The organism is Undibacterium pigrum (assembly GCF_003201815.1).
GTDB classification, from domain to species: domain Bacteria; phylum Pseudomonadota; class Gammaproteobacteria; order Burkholderiales; family Burkholderiaceae_D; genus Undibacterium; species Undibacterium pigrum.
The window spans coordinates 12,771-30,075 of the sequence record NZ_QJKB01000007.1; the positions used below are offsets into that span (position 1 = coordinate 12,771).

Below are 17,305 nucleotides of genomic sequence, written 5' to 3' on the forward strand. Positions count from 1 at the left end.
TCCGTGTTCGCAATTTCATTGTTTCATCCACTGTGCATGAATTTTTGAATGAGGTTACTCTTATGCGTAACAATCAACCAGTCAGCGGGAAAGAAGTTGAAGTCAAGGATGGTCAATCCATCGTTTCTAAAACTGATCTCCAGGGCAATATCCTGTATTGCAATCCCACCTTTATTGAAATCAGCGGCTTTGAAGAGCATGAGCTGATAGGCTCGCCGCATAATCTGGTGCGCCATCCGGATATGCCGGTGCAGGCCTTTGCCGATCTGTGGGGTTCTGTCAGAGAGGGACGGCAATGGGATGGCATGGTCAAGAATCGTTGCAAGAATGGTGACCATTATTGGGTGCGGGCGAACGTCACACCCGTCATCGAGAAAAACCAGGTGGTGGGTTATATGTCGGTCAGGACCAAGCCCAGCCGCGCCGAGATTGCTGACGCTGAAAAACTCTATCAGCGTATGCGTGAAGACAAATCTGGCAGCATGAAATTACGGCATGGACAATTGATCAGCACTGGCCTGGTGGGCCGCGTCCAGCGTGCACTGGAAATGTCTGGCACCAGCAAACTGGTGCTGGGCATGCTAGCTATTTTTGCTGTCATCCTGGCTGGCAGTGTGGCGCAATTCATGCGTACTGGCCTGCAGTTGTTTGACCTGGCAGCCTTGTGCCTGGCAGGCATCCTGATTGCCTGGAATACCTTTACTATCCACCGTGCCTACATCCAGCCGCTGCAACAAGCCATTCTGGCAGCCAGAACCATGGCTGGAGGTGACCTGACGACGGCAGTACCCAAAGGTGACGACAGCGAGATGGGGCAGTTGATGCAAGCCATGCGGCAGATGAATATCAATCTTGTGTCCATCATTGGTGATGTTCGTACCAATGTCAATTCCATCACCCTTGGCAGTAGAGAGATCGCCGATGGCAATCTTGAATTGTCTAACCGCACCGAATCACAAGCCTCCAATCTGGAGGAGACTGCCGCCAGCATGGAAGAATTTGCATCCACCATCAAACAAAATTCTGATAGTGCGACGCAAGCCAGCCAATTGGCAGAGGCAGAATCAAAGGTGGCGCAGCAGGGCGGTGATATGGTCAACAAGGTTGGCAGCACCATGCATGAGATCAGTGACTCGGCAAAGAGTATAGAAAACATTATCAGCCTGATTGATGGCATTGCATTCCAGACCAATATCCTTGCATTGAATGCCGCTGTAGAAGCAGCGCGGGCAGGTGAACAAGGGCGCGGGTTTGCGGTCGTTGCCAGTGAAGTGCGCAATCTTGCCCAGCGTTCTGCTTCTGCCGCCAAAGAGATCAAGACACTCATCGGTGACTCCATGAGCAAGGTTGACACTGGCAACAAGCTCGTCGAGGAATCAGCCAGGACTATGGCGCAACTGGTGTTGTCAGTACAAAATGTGACCAGCATTATTCATGAGATCAGCAATGCCAGCAGCGAGCAGAGTGACGGTGTTGAGCAAATGAACCAGGCAATCACGCAAATGGATGAGCTGACACAGCAAAATGCAGCCATGGTGGAAGAAGCCGCCGCATCCGCAAACAGCCTGGCGGAAGAAAGCAAGAACTTGCAGCAGGCACTCAGCGTATTCAAACTCAATGAAGCTGGCCAGGCATCGACACGCTCAAGATCGGTCAGCATCCAGCGCGCAATTCAGGTAAAGCCAGCCAGGGCGAACGATGGCAAGTCAGGAGGCAAGCAACTGCAGTACAGGGCTGCTTGATAATTCCAGTTCGTGCCGGGGCCTGTGTATCGTAGGCGCGGCAGTAGCACATCACTAAAGAAGTGGTGCTGGCAATCTTGTGCAAGGCCAGCCCGGTTATGTTTGAGCCAGACCTGTCTATGTGCGTCATGCGGCTTGTGACGCGGATGAGGCGTCGTTTGTGTAAGCTGTGTTGAATGTGGATGATGGGCTAGCTGTAGTCTGGTTTGCCTGTTGTTGGCAAGCTATTATGAAAAAAGCCAGGGCGGGTGCTCTGGCTTTTTTCTTGGTGTTTTGGATGGGTGCGATACTTCAGCCCTTGCTGTGCAATAGCTTAGTGGTACACAAAGTGTACCACTAAGCTATTGCACATGAAGAAATGAGTTATAGTACTCCTAATATCCGCCAAATCATTCGCCAACTTATTCGCCATGAAATTAATAACTCATTGTTTTTAAAGTAATTTATGGTGATTATCTTGTTTTAAATGATTCGCCATTGGATGCGCCATTTTCATATGGTTATAATGCTTGCATGGAAGATAGTATGAGTAAATATCATTACAATAATCCTCACCAGATGCAGCCCATGCTTCCAGGTGAATCAAAATTAAATGATTTACGGCCACTGGCGGCTGATCTTATTAACAAGGCCAAAGATCTTGCTGCGCAAGGTATGCCACATTTGCGTGCCTTGCTGCGGGAAACCTTGCGGCCCATGAATTCTTTTTATACCAATAAGATAGAAGGGCAGCACACAGAACCCTTGTTGATAGAAAGGGCGATGAACAAAGATTTTTCCAGTCAGCCAGATGAAGCACGCAAGCAACGTATCGCCGTTGCCCATATAGAAACCGAGCGCTGGGCTGAAGCAACTTACCCGCACTTTGATGCTTCTATTTTTTTTCAAGCGGATGTAACGCAAACCATCCACCGTCATTTGCATGCACAACTCTTGCCTGAAGACCTGATTCAGTTCAATGAAGATGCTGTCAGGCAAGTGGTGTTGCCAGGGATATGGCGTGAAGTGGGTGTCATCGTTGGGCAGCATATTCCCCCAGATCCGGTGACCGTGCACTTGTTTATGAAAAAATGGCATGAGGCTTACCAAAATGCGCGGGCGGGTGAAACTGCGGTCATTGCCTTGCTCGCGGCACATCACAGGCTGGCCTGGATACATCCTTTTTTAGATGGCAATGGTCGCACTGCACGTCTGCACACACATGTCGGGCTGAACGCATTGGGTTTGACGCAAGGTCTATGGTCGCCTATGCGTGGCCTGGCGCGTCAGCAAGAAAGCTATTATGAGCACCTGATCAGTGCTGACCGTGTGCGTCAGGGTGATCTGGATGGCAGGGGCAATTTGACTGAAAAAGGCCTGGTCGCGTTTATTGAATTTTTTATCAAGGTTTGCCTGGATCAGATTTCTTTCATGAATAATTTGCTTGATATTGCCGGTTTTGAAAATCGTCTTGCGCAAATGCTGGCGGCTGAATCAACCCGTAAAGAAACCAGGTATTTGAAGCTGGAGGCGGCAGTGCCCCTGGCTTATCTGGGTAGTGTTAAAACTCTGGAAAGAAGCAGATTTAAAAACATGATGGGTTTGGCAGATCGCACAGCAGACCGTGTTCTTGCAGATTTATTCAAACTGGGGGTGATCACTTCATCAAGCCCTAAAGGCCCGGTGGAACTGGCTGCACCTTTGTATATGTTTCGCTATCTTTTCCCCAAGCTTTGGCCAGAGGCGGAAGCAAATACACAAGTATAAATGTACTAATCTCTCTTCTGTATACTCTCGCAAGCACCATCCTGGTGCATACTTCCCCAGGCGTTTGCTCAGCGTGATCAGACAGGCAAGCCTTGATGCACTAAAAATCAACATCTCCGGCAAGTTTTAGTGGAACAAAAATTGCTGCCTGTAAATGATCACCTTGCATTTATGGAAGTGTTTCACGCCATGCATGAACCTGCCTTCCTGGCGATGCTCTTGCCAGAACATCTACACCCCGGCGCAACACCGGCCTTGCAGGCTGCGCTCGCGCAAGCCTGCAGTATTGATCTGCTGGAGCAGACGGCTGCATTTGGTCGCTGCTGGTATCACCCTGATAGTGATGAAATGGTATTGTCCGTCGTTGCCGCCACCATGCTGGGGGTGGCTCCTGGCTGGCATGCGACGCTGGAAAGCGGGTTTGCCAAAGTGCTGGTGGATGATATGTTGCAGGCCAGTGGCATGCTGCGCAATGCACATGCCAGGCCAGCGCAGATGGAGCATGAATTCCGCATCTTCAATGAAGGCAGTGGTTTGCGCTGGCTGCGCTTGAAGTCCGTGCCACAGACCATGGCATCACCCATCTTTGAAGGCATATTGACGGATATCACGGCAGCGAAACATGCTGCCATGCGTGAGCGCCTGAGTTTTGAAACGACGCGCTTGTTTGTCGGTGCAGATTCAATTGATGTTGCTGTCACCAAGGTGATACAACTGGTATGTGAAAACCTGGGTTGGGACTGGGGTGCCTACTGGACAGTAGAAGCTGATGGCCTGGGTGAGCGCAAGCTGACGCTACAGAATTTCTGGCATGGGCAACAAGAAAAGCTGGCCTTGTTTACGCAAGACAGCCAGAGCATGCAGGTGCGCCCTGGCACTGGCCTGGTGGGGCGGGTGTGGCAGCAAGGTGAGCCACGCTGGGTAGAAAGCATGGGCGAAAATGATGATTTCATTCGCAAGAACAGCGCCATGCAATGTGAATTGCGTTCTGGGTATATCTTCCCGGTCGCCTATATTACCGATGAAGGTTACCGCCATTGCCCCGGCGTGCTGGAATTTTATAGCCGCCTGACACGCCAGACAGAGGCGCAATTGCCGACATTGTCAGCCACCATAGGCGCACTCATCGCACAGACAGCGCAAAGGCTGGAACAGCAAGAAACCATACGCCTGCTGGCGCAAATCGATGGCCTGACCGAGCTTGCCAACCGTAGCCATTTTTACCAGATACTCGACAGCACCTGCAAGCGCAGTGCTGCCAATGGCACCGTATTTGGCCTCATCTTTATCGACCTCGATCGTTTCAAACCCGTCAATGATGCCTTTGGTCATGAGGCTGGCAATGTCGTCTTGCGCGGTTTTTCACAACGCGTGCAGGCATTGTCTATCCCCGGCAAACTGGTAGGGCGGCTGGGTGGTGATGAGTTTGCCATCCTCTACCAGCCTGACGGTTCTGCCACGCCTTTCAATGAGCAGCTTGATAGCCTGGTCAAGCAGGTGCTGCATGCAGCGCAATTACCTTTCATGTTCAATGGCCATGAAATTACTGTCTCGGCCAGCATAGGCATCAGCATCTATCCCGACAATGGTTTGACCGGCCCTGAGCTGTTGCGTGGTGCCGATACCGCCATGTACCGCATCAAGAAAAGTGGCCGCAATGCCGTTAGCTATTTTGCCAGCAGCACGTCTTACACGCTGGCCGTGCAACAGTCTGACCTGGCCCAGCGCCTGACCATGGAAACCGAGCTGCACCAGGCTATTGCCGACAATGGCCTCTATCTGGAATACCAGCCCATTTTTGCAGGCAATGGCCAGATTCATGCGATAGAAGCATTGATACGCTGGCGTCGCGCCAATGGCGACATCGTGCGGCCAGATGTGTTCATCCCCATCGCAGAAGAAAGCCGCCTCTTCATACAGATAGGCAATTGGGTAGTGCATCGCGCCTGCCATGACCTGGCGCGCCTGCACCGTTCCGGCTTTGAGAATTTAAAAGTGCATGTCAACATGGCCGCTTCTGAATTCACTTCCAGCAGCCTGCCTGATGAATTGCGCGCCATCGTTGAGCAATCAGGCATCAAACCCCATCATCTCTGCCTTGAGCTGACAGAAAGCATGCTCATGCATCAGCCTGACCATGTCATCCCCATCATGAGTATCTTGCGCCGCCTGGGTTTTGGCATCAGCCTTGATGATTTTGGTATGGGCTATTCTTCACTCGCCCACTTGAAAAACCTGCCCATCTCCTCGATGAAGATAGACCGCTCTTTCATCATGGGCCTGCCCCAGCAAAGCGAAGACCGCGCCATCGTCCGCACCATCATAGAACTGGGCCGCAACCTGCATCTGAACGTGATTGCAGAAGGGGTGGAGACGGATAATCAACTGGCTTTCTTACGGCAGTTTGGGGATACGCTGATACAGGGGTTTGTGTTATCTAGGCCGCGGCATATTGATGACCTCATCCGTGAGTATGGGGCGGGTTTGCGTTAGCGATGCGGTGCGCAGGGCACAGGCTACAGGCTGCATTTTTACTGTTCCCATGTAAAACCGTGGCACCTGCCTATTTGAATATCTTCACGCCGTCATTCCTGCTTAGATTCAATCTGGCGAGGACTTTGCAAAAACCATGCCGCTGACGGTATCAAATGTGGACATAAATTCGGCTATCCGGTGCAGAAGTTAGCACCAGATTCATGACAGGTTTCACATCTTGTTACACTAAATGCTGTTTAATATATTTAGAACTCATTTCATAAATAGGATGAGATGCGTTTGTCTCATAACGTGGGCTGGCAAGGCGGACGAGGCAGTCAATAGCTTTGCCTATTGACAACGAGTCGAATTGTCAACACCTGCAGTCCAGCACGCGTTATGAGGCAAACCCTTCGGGAACTGACGATTTGGGCGCATTGCTGCGCGAAGTTTGTTACCTCGCCCTCGCTAAGGCAGGAGCCTTAGCAGCGCAGGGTAAACACCTGAGGCCTTGCACTGCATCCCAAATCGTCTTGTTCGCACTCACCCTATTTATGAAATGAGTTCTAATTTACTATACTGATCTCCAGCTGCCGGCAACTTGCGCAGCGTCTACCCACCTGCCAACTTCTTCTGGCAGGAACGTTCCATTCAGTCAGCACGAAGTTCTTACATTCACCCTTATTTATCCGGAGACCGTATGAATGCTATCAAACTTATTTTGATGTTCGTTGCAGCAATGGTGGTTCAAATCAACGCGCATGCAGGGAATATCTCCCTGCGTGTTGCTTACAGCGATGGCAGGCAGGGCACGAGTTTTACGCCGGTACATGCCGAGCTTGGCGAGTTTGCCCTGACGCCCAGTATGGCCGATGGCGGCCAGACAGAGAAATGGCGCGTCGTCGCCAAAAATGCACAAGGCGCTGTCATCCATGAAGTGCTGGTCAGGAATGCGCAGCAGCGCCATATAGAGGCGTTTGACCCCAAAACCGGCGCGATTGAAGTGTCACAACAAGTCCGCCAGGCAGACGGTGTGTTTGAAGTATCGCTACCCTTTGATGCCAGGATCGCCAGCATAGAAATCCTGCAGCAATCTACGGCTGCCACGGGCGATACCCGCATGACACCAGTACCACCGCAGCAAACTGTATTTGACCGTGCTACGCTGGAAAAAATGCTGCGTAGCAGCCAGCTGGCACGTATGCAGGCCCCGCCACCTGCTGCAACTGTCACTACCATAGTCAATAACGGCCCGGCCAATGCACGCATGGACCTGGTCTTTGTCGGCGATGGCTATACCGCTGCCGAGATGGATAAATGGCGTACTGATGCGCAAAAAGTTATCGATGGTTTCCTGGCCGACCCCCTGTTTGCCGCCAACCGTGCCAGCATGAATGTACACCGCGTCGATGTCGCCAGCAATCAGTCCGGGGCCGATGAGCCTGACCGTGGCATCTACCGCGACACTGCAATGGATGGCAGCTTTTATTGCTACAACATCGACCGACTGCTGTGCGTGAATTCAACCAAGGTGTACAACATCGTCGGCTCGGTGCTGGCGCCTGACCAGCGTGATGTGATTGTCGTTGTCTCCAATTCCACCCGTTACGGCGGCTCTGGCGGCGAGATTGCCACCTTGTCGATGAATAACCAGTCAGTCGAAATTGCCCTGCATGAAATCGGCCACACCGCCTTTGCCCTGGCTGACGAATATGACTATGGCACTTGCAGCCTGAGCGCGGAGCCAACTTCCGGTGACGTCTCACTCAATGGCACGCGCAATGTCAAATGGGGCAGGTTGATCGCCTCCACCACGGCTGTGCCAACTGGCCTGGGACAATATCCCAATGGCACGGTCGGTACTTTCCAGGGCGCACAGTATTGCAAAACAGGGAAATACCGTCCTACTGAAAACTCACGCATGCGCACGCTGGGTTATCCATGGCATGCTGTTAACGAAGGCCTGGCCAGGGCCGTGTTTGCTTCTTACGGCCAGCCAAGCGGTGGTCCGGTCACCCAGACTGGTTCGCTGACTAACGGCGCAACAGCCAATGCACCCAGCGCATCCCCTGGCTATATCCAGGCAGGCAGCGGCACCTTCAGCATACAACTGAGCGGGCCAGCAGGCACGGACTTTGATCTCTACCTGTACAAATATTCTGGCAGCGCCTGGACCAAGGTAGCCAGCAGCGAAGGCAGTGCATCGACTGAAGCTATCAACTATGCAGGTACGGCAGGTTACTACTATGTGCAAGTCAAATCGTATTCTGGCAGTGGTAACTACTCGGTGACGTATTTGTTCCCACCGCAGTAGGCTTCGTATGGGCGTTTTGTGTTTGGTACAAAATGCCCATTCTTGATTTGTTTAATTGTTCTACGTTGTAGCGCGCCTTTAGTTGGTGAAGATAAGACCAAAAATCTCACCACAGAGGCACAGATACACAGAGGTACAGAGATACAGAGATACAGGGAGGAGGAAATACTGCATTTCTTTCGTTCTCGTTTCATTGATGTGCCCTATGCCGCTGCTTATTGGTATCGTAGCATCTCCCAATTTCAGCGTGCGCAAACCGTGTTATTTGTTGATTGGGATACCCCTTCAATCGTCATTCCTGCGCAGGCAGGAATCCATCGTATTAGCACCGTAAGGTTCTTGATTTGCCGCAATCAGCACAAGGCTGTCGAAAAATGTTTGCGTAATGGATAAGCCGAGTGCCGTGCCCCTACGATACTATTAGTCAAAGACGTTTTTTTGACACCAGTTTCGTGTCATACGCGGCCCCACGGTTTTTTATCATTTGCATGACATACTGGACCATCCGAATATGTAATTCGAGGCGAATCTCATATAGTTCATTGTTCTCATTTCTTGCTTGAAAGCAGACCTCTGGAGGGCCTCGTTGCCAGCAAAAATATTCCATTTTCGTCGAATCCATGATTTGCATTGATTCTTCGCTAGCCCAAGCTATAGCCGCAGCTTTCAGGCTTAACTTGCGCTGAATGATAGAGAGATAAATGAGTAAAAAAAATAGCAGGAGGAACATAGTTTGTAATGACCCAAGGCTTACGTTAGCCTGATCATGCTTTCATGGCCTTTTGTCGAAAAACTGAAAGTACATTTTTTCCGGATGAGAAATTTTGCTTGTATCCTGAATGGTACTACAAGCTTGCTATTATTACTGATGCATCGCGCTTGAGGCTCAGGCAAGGTCAGAACGATGCATTGCAACGAACCCTGCAGTTGATGTAAACCTGGGCAAATCGCTTGGCATATCTAACTGTATATCCTCTGAGTCGTCATTCCTGCGCAGGCAGGAATCCATCTTATTGGTGCCGTTTGCTCTGATGTGCCGTATTGAGTTTGCTACGCCTATCCTGATTTAAGAAATCCCTTCATCAACCAACGAACGCCGCTGGGCTCCAGCCTGCGCTGGAGCGACCTGAAGAAGCTTAGTAGATGGTGACTGATTTCAGCCAGGTGAGGCCTTGACTACTCAAAAAATGTCAACAGGATTTTATTGAAAAATCATCCCGCCACCCGCGGCCAGCTAAACCTGAACACGGCCCCTCGTGGCTGGTTGGAATCCAGGCTGATGTGGCCGCCCAGGGACTCTATGGTTTTCTTGATGACGGCCAGGCCCATGCCGCTGCCTTCTACTTCGTCGCGGGGGCGCAGGGTCTGGAACATGGCGAAGACGCGTTCCTGGTGTTCTATGGGGATGCCAGCGCCGTCGTCGGCGACTTCGAAGAGATAGTGGTCTTCATTGGAGATGGAACGCACGACGATGTGGCCGCTGCGTTTGTCGTGATGCTTGATGGCATTGCTGATGAGGTTGCGCAAGACCAGTTCCAGAGCGACATTATGGGTCGGGGCTTTGGGGAAACTGCCTTCTAATTCGAGATCGAAAGAGGCGTCGCTGCAGCATAGTTCAAAGACATCGCGCACCAGTTCGGCAAAGTCGATGGTGACGATGTTGCCGCCCAACTGGTCGGCGCGGAAGTAGAGCAGCAAATCTTCCAGCAGTTTTTCCATGCGGGTGATGCGCACGCGCATGAGGTGCAGGTGTTCGCTGGTTTCTTCGTTGATCTTGCCTGCCAGGTCTTCAGTGATCCAGGTTGCCAGCTGGCTGACGCCGCGCAGCGGGGCTTTCAGGTCATGCGAGGCGACATAGGCAAAGTCTTTCAAATCCTGGTTGCGGCGCGAGAGTTCATCGATGAAATGCTGGCGCTCGCTGATATCAACTATCGCCGAGAGTATCTTGACCCCATCGGCAGTGTCGATGGGGTTAAGACTGACTTCGACCGGGAATTCAGTCCCATCCTTGCGCAGGGCATAGAGTGTGGGGGCGGGTTGCTCAGGCTGTTCATTGCGCTGTTTGCGAAAGCGTTCAGGCACCAGCATGTCAAAGGGCTGGCCCACCAGCTCTGCACGCGGGTAGCCAAAGATTTTTTCACTGCGGTCATTGATCATTTCTATCATGCCTGCCTGGTCTATCAGCACCATGGCATTGGGTGCCGCATTGACGACCTGGCGGAAATGTCGTTCACTCTGGGCCAGGCGGGCAGCGAGTTTGTAGCCATTGCTGAAGTCACGCGCACTGAGTGCCAGGCCAAAGATTTTGCCTGCCTTATCTCTGATGGCTGAGATACTGAGTGACACCGGTATCTCCCTGCCATCGGCATGGCGGCCCATGGTTTCAAACTGGCCTATGGCGCTGTTTTGTGCCAGCAGTTGTATCAGGGTAAGATGGTCGGGCAATTGACCATCAGGGAAGAGCAGGGCAAAAGCCTGGCCGGTGATGGCATCATGCGCATGACCAAACAGCAGGCTGGCGGCATGGTTCCAGCTGATGATATGGCCATCAAGGTCGCTGCCTATGATGGCATCTTCTGATGAATTGACGATGGCAGCCAATAATTCTGTCGAAGTCTTGTTATCCTTTACTGCCATCAGACGACTCCTGCCGCACTGGTATTCTTTGGCCAGGTGAACCTGAACACGGCCCCGCGTGGCTGGTTGGCGCTGAGATGTATATTGCCACCCAGGGACTCTATGGTTTTCTTGATGATGGCCAGGCCCATGCCGCTGCCTTCGACTTCATCCCGCGGGCGCAGGGTCTGGAACATGGCAAACACTCTTTCGCGATGTTCTGGCGCAATGCCGGGGCCATCGTCGCAGACGGCAAATTCCAGCCATTGCTCATTGGGGATGGCTTGCACCACGATGTGGCCTTTCTTGGTATCGTGATGCTTGATGATATTGCTGATGAGATTGCGAAACACCAGTTCCAGCGGTACTTTGTGGGCCTGGCCACGCGGGAATTCACCCTGCAATTCCAGGCTGAAAGCCTTGTCAGAGCAACAGAGTTCAAACACATCGCGCACCAGTTCGGCAAAGTCGATATGCTGTACCGCACCACCTAGCTGGCCCGCGCGGAAATAGAGCAGCAAATCATCCAGCAGCCTTTCCATGCGCTTGATGCGTATGCGCATGAGGCGCAAATGCTCATTCGTGTCATCATCAATCTTGCCAGCCAGGTCTTCACTAAGCCAGGTGGCAAGCTGGTCAACACCGCGCAGTGGCGACTTCAGGTCATGCGAAGCGACATAGGCAAAATTATTCAATTCCTGATTGCGCCGTGACAGCTCATCCGTGAAGCGCTTGCGTTCAGAGATATCCACAATGGCAGACAAGACCTTGAGACCATCGGCAGTTTGTATGGGGTTGAGACCTATCTCAATCTGGAATTCACTGCCGTCCTTGCGCAAGCCAAACAGGTCGCGGCCTGAGCCCATGGCGCGGGTGCTGGGGTTGGTGAAATAGCTGCCGCGCAAGCCGGGGTGCTGGGGCCGAAAGCGGGCAGGGATGAGAATTTCCATGGGCTGGCCCAGCAATTCGGCGCGTTGGTAGCCAAACAGATGTTCAGTCTGGGCATTCACCATTTCTATCTGGCCCTGGCTGTCTATCATGACCATGGCGTTTGGTGCAGCTTCCACCACGAGGCGGAAACGCTCTTCCTGGCGCTTGCGTTCGCTGATATCCACAATCGCCGACAAGACCTTGAGACCATCGGCAGTTTGTATGGGATTGAGACCAATCTCTACCGGGAACTCGCTGCCATCCTTACGCAATCCAAACAGGTCACGGCCAGAACCCATGCTGCGACTGCTGGGCTGCGAAAAAAAATGTGAACGTAAACCTGGGTGGTGCGCACGAAAACGGGCCGGTATCAAGACTTCCATGGGCTGCCCCAGCAATTCTTCGCGCTCATAACCAAAGATTTGCTCAGTCTGGGCATTCACCATTTCTATCTTGCCCTGGCTGTCTATCATGACCATGGCATTTGGCGCGGCTTCGACGACGAGGCGGAAGCGTTCTTCCTGGCGCTTGCGTTCGGTGATATCCACAATGGCCGACAAGACCTTGATGCCGTCGGAAGTTTCTATGGGGTTGAGGCCTATCTCTACCGGGAACTCAGAGCCGTCCTTGCGCAAGCCATACAGCTCGCGGCCCTGGCCCATGACGCGGCTGACGGGCGCAGCAAAATAGCCGGTGCGCAAGCCAGGATGATGACGCTGGAAGCGCGAGGGGATCAAGATTTCCAGCGGCTTGCCCAGCAGTTCTGAGCGGGTATAACCAAAGATGGCTTCGGCCTGCGAATTCACCATTTCTATCAGGCCGCGGCGGTCTATCATGACCATGGCATTGGGGGCAGCGTCCACCACCTGGCGGAAATGGCGTTCGCTCTGCGTCAGGCGGGCGGCGATGCGATAACCTACACTGAAGTCGCGCGCAATCAGCGACAGGCCGATGATATTGTCGCCGTCGTCGCGTATGGCCGAGATGGTCAGGGCCACCGGTAATTCAGTACCATCCTGGCAGCGTCGCATGGTTTCAAAATGGCCTATCGATGCGCCTTGCTGCAAGAGCTTGATGAGCGACAGATGATCCGGCAATTGCCCGGCAGGGAATAAGCTGGCAAAGGGACGCTGGTAAATGGCCGTGGCGCTATAGCCAAACAGGATTTCTGCCGCATGGTTCCAGCTGAGGATATTGCCACTGAGGTCACTGCCTATGATGGCATCGTCTGCCGAGGCGACAATGGCTGCCAGCAGGGCATGCTGTTCATTGATATGACTGGATTGCTTGCCTGTTTCATCATGCTGACTGTGGTGGTCCAATTGGCTCATGGCGGAAGCTTCCGGTCAGGTAGCGATCTTCAAATTCATTCGACGGAATGGGACGGGAATACAAATAACCCTGTAAAAGTTCACAACCACGTTCAGCACAAAAGCTGGCTTGCTGTTCGGTTTCTATGCCTTCTGCGACCAGAGACAATTCCATGGTCTGGGCAAAGGCGATCATGGCCGCCAGCAGACGCTCAGGAGAATCACCCTTACCTACACCAGCGACAAAGCTCTGGTCTATCTTGAGGACATGGATGGGGAAGAGTTTCAAATGACCAAAGGACGAATAACCCGTACCAAAATCATCCAGCGAGAGCTTGACGCCGCGTGCAACCAGTTTGTGCAGGATGGCGGCAACATGAGCCGGGTCGCGTATCAGGGCATTCTCGGTGATTTCCAGTTCCAGGTAGCGCGGGTCCAGGCCGCTGCTGTGCAGGGCCTCATCGACGGTATAGATGAGATTATCCCCCTGCAATTGTATGGCCGAGACATTCACTGCCATTGTCAGTTCCTGCGCATGCAGGAAAGGAAGAGAACGCCATTCCTGCAATTGGGCGCAGGCAGTGCGCATGACCCACTGGTCTATCTCGAACATCAGGCCCAGTTCTTCTGCCATGGGCAGGAAGACGCCCGGCGTCAGCACGCCCTCGACAGGATGATGCCAGCGCAGCAGTGCTTCCATGCCACCGATGTGGCCATTGTAAGGATTGATCTTGGCCTGGTAATACACCTGCAACTGGTTATTGCGCAAGGCATGACGCAAATCACGTTCGAGGTACATGCGGTGGCGCACGGCCTGGTGCAACTGGTCAGAATAAAAATGGCTCTGGTTGCGGCCCTCCTGTTTGGCGCGGTACATGGCAATGTCGGCACACTTCATGAGCTCGGTCGCATCATTGGCGCATGAGCCAAAGACGGCGATGCCTATGCTCATGGTGACATGCCATTCCAGGCCATCCAGCACGATGGGTTTCTTGAAGGCTTCGACAATGCGGGTGGCCAGCAGGATGGCCTGGTCGACTCTCTCCATATCCTGCACCAGCACCACGAATTCATCGCCACCCAGACGGGCCAGCAAATCGCTGCCACGGGTAGTCGTGCCCAGGCGACGCGCCACCTTGATGAGCAACTGGTCGCCTATGGCATGACCATAGGTGTCATTGACGTTCTTGAAGCGGTCCAGGTCGAGCAGCAGCACGGCCATCTTGCCATGCAGGTTTTCACGCATGGCCCGGCTGACAGCAAAGGCCAGCGCCCGTTCAAAATCATAACGGTTGGCGAGACCGGTCAGGGCATCATGCTCGGCCAGTTCACGCAACTGGTTATAACTGCGGCTGAGTTCAGCCTCCAGCTTATGGCGGTGGCGCGCCTGATGGACGGCGCGCATCAGGCGGCGGGCGTTGACTTCTTCTTTCAGTAGAAAGTCTTGCGCACCGGCTTCTATGGCTTGCTCGGCCAGACTGACATCTTCCTGATGCGTCAGCATGATGATGGCAGTGTGCTGGGTTTTGTCGAGACGCAGGCTTTTTAAGACTTCTATGCCATCGCGGTCAGGCAGGCGGTAATCCAGCAAAATGACATCGAACAGGGTTTCTTTGGCTTTCAGCAAGCCATCGAGGGCGTTGCTGGCTTCAACGATCTTGACGCTGACCGCGACTTGCTTGAGCGCGCGGATAACGGTGCGCCTGTCTACTTCATCATCATCAATGATGAGAATATCAAGCGTTGAAGTTTGTGGGGGCGCGGTCAATATCATGTTTACACCTCAGGCAACCGGCAGTTCTACGACGCGCCAGTAATGATCCAGCATTTCAGTCACGCGCATGAAGCCATCGCCCACATGCTGTTTAACGATATAACCTGCTACATGCTTGGAATAAGCCATGAGCTTGTCCTGGTCATCTTGCGAAGTGGTCAATACAAACACCACCGCTGATGTCAGGTTCTTATCCTGGCGCAGTTCAGCCAGCATCTCTTGCCCGTTCATACGCGGCATATTGATATCAAGCAAGATGAGATAAGGCTTGGACAAGCCCTCAGGGGAGCGCAGGATTTCCAGCGCTTCTACGCCATCATGGGCGCGCACGATGGGATTGGCGATCTTGAGTTTTTTCAGAGCGCGCTCTATGCCCAGCACATCTACATCGTCATCGTCGACGACCAGGATAGTGACCGGTCTGGTTTGCGGAATGCTGTCATCCATTAGACATCCTTTCGCCTGCGCACATCTATAAATAATACTCTAAGGCAATATTGTTGCAATCTGAAATTTGTAACACAGCATATATGCTCGCTGGTTTTTCCTCTGGCGTTGAAGACCAGACAGCGATTTTTCATAAAACAAAAGCATGATTACCAAATTTACATTTATATTATGCAATTGTCCATATTGCTGCAATATTGATATGCTTAATTTGCACTCTTTTACTTTCCTCTGTGGTTTACCTGCATGCCTGGCAGCTTTGAGACAGAGGTGGAATACCACAGCATAAGGCATGATCTGGTAACTTCTGATTACATTTTTGCTGGTATTGCTTATAAAATTTACATGGCTGCACATTTATAATATGTGGAAACTAATTTCTGCAAGGTTAAGAAGCGCACATAAGCGCATTATTAATATGCACTATCTATCACCAAGGCAATGACGATGTTCAAAAACATATTTCATTTCATCACTATCCCGCTCATCAGAAACATCCTGATTGCCTGGTTCCTGTTTTATCTGATCGGCAGCACCTTCAGCGCCCAGTACATGCGCAACATCCTCGGTTTGCCGGTCATCATCTGGTTTATTTATGCCTTCTTTGCAGGGCTGGCTCTGGAAGCCCGCAGGCATAGCAAGCTGGTGACTCAAATCCAGCAATTTTCGGGTGTAGACAGCGCAAAATGTGCCGACGTCTGTGACCATGACGGGCTGGCCGTCAACTATGACACCAAGTCCATCTATATTATTGATGAAGGCAAGCCCAAATCCTTTGCCTGTGCCGACGTGCTGTTTTATGAAGTTGCAGACAGTTCTTATCGCGCCATGGCCGAGCCCAAAATCGCTGGCGGTGGCAATGGCATCTTTGCTACCTTCAAGCGCTGGATGCGTGGTTCTGACGCCATAGGCAGGGTCAAGTTCTGGGTCAATGATGCAGAACATAGCGTCATCATCATCGCCGTCTCCAAGAAAAATATCCTTGATCAGTTGCACCACTTTGCGCTGACCAATGGTATGAAACTGAAGACGATGTAATTCTTATCAGATAGCTGACACCTGGCCACCATGTTGCATACCTACACCACCAAGACCAGGCGTTTTGCCCTGGCATGCAGTATTCTTGCCACTTGCCTGGCAGGCACTGCCCAGGCTCAGATGTGGACCGCCATCCCTGCGCTTGACACAAAAGCCGACGTCATCACCCAGCGCGCCGACGACCCCATCTATAGCCGCATGGCGGTCGACAAAAAGTACAGGGAATTTGCCCAATATGCCATCAATGTCAAAGGCGAGCAGCTAGGCTACCAATTGCTGCTGGAATCGCGCGCAGCCCTGTTCACCCAAAAAGACTTGCGCCAGGTGTATGCGACCAGGGCAGGTAATTTCCATGTCAGCTACTGGGTCAGGGAAGCGCCCAACTTCCGCACCATGCCCTTCAAGCGCAACGCTGTGCTGGCCTTTATCGTGGTTGACACTGTGCCCGCCAAACAGGACGATGCGCAGTTCAAGGCCGTTGCCGACAAATTGCCCTATGTGGTTTACCAGATCAAGTGGGAGCAGCCCAATAGCAACCATGTCGCCACCATACGCATAGACGACAGTGGTTCTGCCGTCAAATGGGATTGCAAGACCAAGGAAGGTGTGGCCATGCCCACCATGCTGCAACCTGTGATTATCCACAAACCAAAAAACAAGGATGAGCAAGAATACTACCGCACCGGCTATTACATCGCCGATGATGGCAGCCTCAAAAACAATGGCTCAGGCCGCAGGAATATCTGCAATAAACGCAGTGTAGGCCCGGAGGATGAAGTGTCGAAGTGGGAACGCTTCTGGGGGTGAGCCTGCGCTGATCAAGCTGGCGCGTCGGGTTAGTACCCAGCGCCCAGTGCCTTGTCCTGCCACCTTATCAATGCGCTCACCAATATCACCAAAACGCCTCTCATCC

At 52.4% G+C, this 17,305-nt stretch carries 10 protein-coding genes; 6 read left to right on the top strand and 4 right to left on the bottom strand.

Features of this window, described 5'->3' with window-relative positions:
* The first annotated feature begins 62 nt into the window (after window positions 1-62).
* The 4 genes from DFR42_RS18930 (at window position 63) to DFR42_RS18945 (ending at window position 8,277) form a co-directional block, all read left to right on the top strand.
* Window positions 63-1,742, top strand: a complete 1,680-nt coding sequence (locus DFR42_RS18930) for a methyl-accepting chemotaxis protein (RefSeq protein ID WP_110256604.1) — start codon at window positions 63-65, stop codon at window positions 1,740-1,742.
* Between the two features lie 525 nt (window positions 1,743-2,267).
* Window positions 2,268-3,488, top strand: a complete 1,221-nt coding sequence (locus DFR42_RS18935) for a Fic family protein (RefSeq protein WP_170133580.1) — start codon at window positions 2,268-2,270, stop codon at window positions 3,486-3,488.
* A 171-nt stretch (window positions 3,489-3,659) separates the two neighbouring features.
* Window positions 3,660-5,981 carry a putative bifunctional diguanylate cyclase/phosphodiesterase gene (locus DFR42_RS18940; protein ID WP_245937015.1) on the top strand — a complete coding sequence of 774 codons (2,322 nt, stop codon included), beginning with the start codon at window positions 3,660-3,662 and terminating at the stop codon, window positions 5,979-5,981.
* Between the two features lie 682 nt (window positions 5,982-6,663).
* A complete protein-coding gene (locus tag DFR42_RS18945; protein ID WP_110256606.1) occupies window positions 6,664-8,277 on the top strand; it encodes a M64 family metallopeptidase in 1,614 nt (537 codons plus the stop codon).
* A gap of 1,212 nt (window positions 8,278-9,489) precedes the next feature.
* Here the strand turns inward: DFR42_RS18945 and DFR42_RS18955 are convergent.
* Genes DFR42_RS18955 through DFR42_RS18970 form a run of 4 tightly spaced genes read right to left on the bottom strand, consistent with a single transcriptional unit; the run spans window position 9,490 to window position 15,354 of the window.
* Window positions 9,490-10,914, bottom strand: coding sequence for a sensor histidine kinase (locus tag DFR42_RS18955; RefSeq protein WP_110256608.1), 1,425 nt, complete (start codon window positions 10,912-10,914; stop codon window positions 9,490-9,492).
* Window positions 10,914-13,154 carry a PAS domain-containing sensor histidine kinase gene (locus DFR42_RS18960; RefSeq protein WP_211324359.1) on the bottom strand — a complete coding sequence of 747 codons (2,241 nt, stop codon included), beginning with the start codon at window positions 13,152-13,154 and terminating at the stop codon, window positions 10,914-10,916. Before DFR42_RS18960 ends, DFR42_RS18955 begins: the two co-directional genes overlap by 1 nt.
* Window positions 13,123-14,907, bottom strand: coding sequence for a putative bifunctional diguanylate cyclase/phosphodiesterase (locus tag DFR42_RS18965; RefSeq protein ID WP_110256609.1), 1,785 nt, complete (start codon window positions 14,905-14,907; stop codon window positions 13,123-13,125). Before DFR42_RS18965 ends, DFR42_RS18960 begins: the two co-directional genes overlap by 32 nt.
* A 9-nt stretch (window positions 14,908-14,916) precedes the next feature.
* On the bottom strand, window positions 14,917-15,354 hold the full coding sequence (locus DFR42_RS18970) for a response regulator (RefSeq protein ID WP_110256610.1): 438 nt from the start codon (window positions 15,352-15,354) through the stop codon (window positions 14,917-14,919).
* A 447-nt stretch (window positions 15,355-15,801) separates the two neighbouring features.
* Here DFR42_RS18970 and DFR42_RS18980 point away from each other — a divergent pair, with 447 nt between their 5' ends.
* Both DFR42_RS18980 and DFR42_RS18985 read left to right on the top strand, forming a co-directional pair.
* Window positions 15,802-16,392: a hypothetical protein gene (locus tag DFR42_RS18980; protein WP_110256612.1), complete on the top strand. Its 591-nt coding sequence runs from the start codon at window positions 15,802-15,804 to the stop codon at window positions 16,390-16,392.
* Window positions 16,393-16,422: 30 nt separating this feature from the next.
* Window positions 16,423-17,199, top strand: coding sequence for a hypothetical protein (locus DFR42_RS18985; RefSeq protein WP_110256613.1), 777 nt, complete (start codon window positions 16,423-16,425; stop codon window positions 17,197-17,199).
* Window positions 17,200-17,305 lie beyond the last annotated feature (106 nt).

Excerpts from the sequence above, each read along its gene's own strand:
- DFR42_RS18955 (WP_110256608.1), bottom strand. The coding sequence starts at position 10,914 with ATGGCAGTAAAGGATAACAAGACTTCGACAGAATTATTGGCTGCCATC.
- DFR42_RS18930 (WP_110256604.1), top strand. The coding sequence starts at position 63 with ATGCGTAACAATCAACCAGTCAGCGGGAAAGAAGTTGAAGTCAAGGAT.
- DFR42_RS18965 (WP_110256609.1), bottom strand. The coding sequence starts at position 14,907 with ATGATATTGACCGCGCCCCCACAAACTTCAACGCTTGATATTCTCATC.
- DFR42_RS18940 (WP_245937015.1), top strand. The coding sequence starts at position 3,660 with ATGGAAGTGTTTCACGCCATGCATGAACCTGCCTTCCTGGCGATGCTC.
- DFR42_RS18935 (WP_170133580.1), top strand. The coding sequence starts at position 2,268 with ATGAGTAAATATCATTACAATAATCCTCACCAGATGCAGCCCATGCTT.
- DFR42_RS18945 (WP_110256606.1), top strand. The coding sequence starts at position 6,664 with ATGAATGCTATCAAACTTATTTTGATGTTCGTTGCAGCAATGGTGGTT.
- DFR42_RS18970 (WP_110256610.1), bottom strand. The coding sequence starts at position 15,354 with ATGGATGACAGCATTCCGCAAACCAGACCGGTCACTATCCTGGTCGTC.
- DFR42_RS18980 (WP_110256612.1), top strand. The coding sequence starts at position 15,802 with ATGTTCAAAAACATATTTCATTTCATCACTATCCCGCTCATCAGAAAC.
- DFR42_RS18960 (WP_211324359.1), bottom strand. The coding sequence starts at position 13,154 with ATGAGCCAATTGGACCACCACAGTCAGCATGATGAAACAGGCAAGCAA.
- DFR42_RS18985 (WP_110256613.1), top strand. The coding sequence starts at position 16,423 with ATGTTGCATACCTACACCACCAAGACCAGGCGTTTTGCCCTGGCATGC.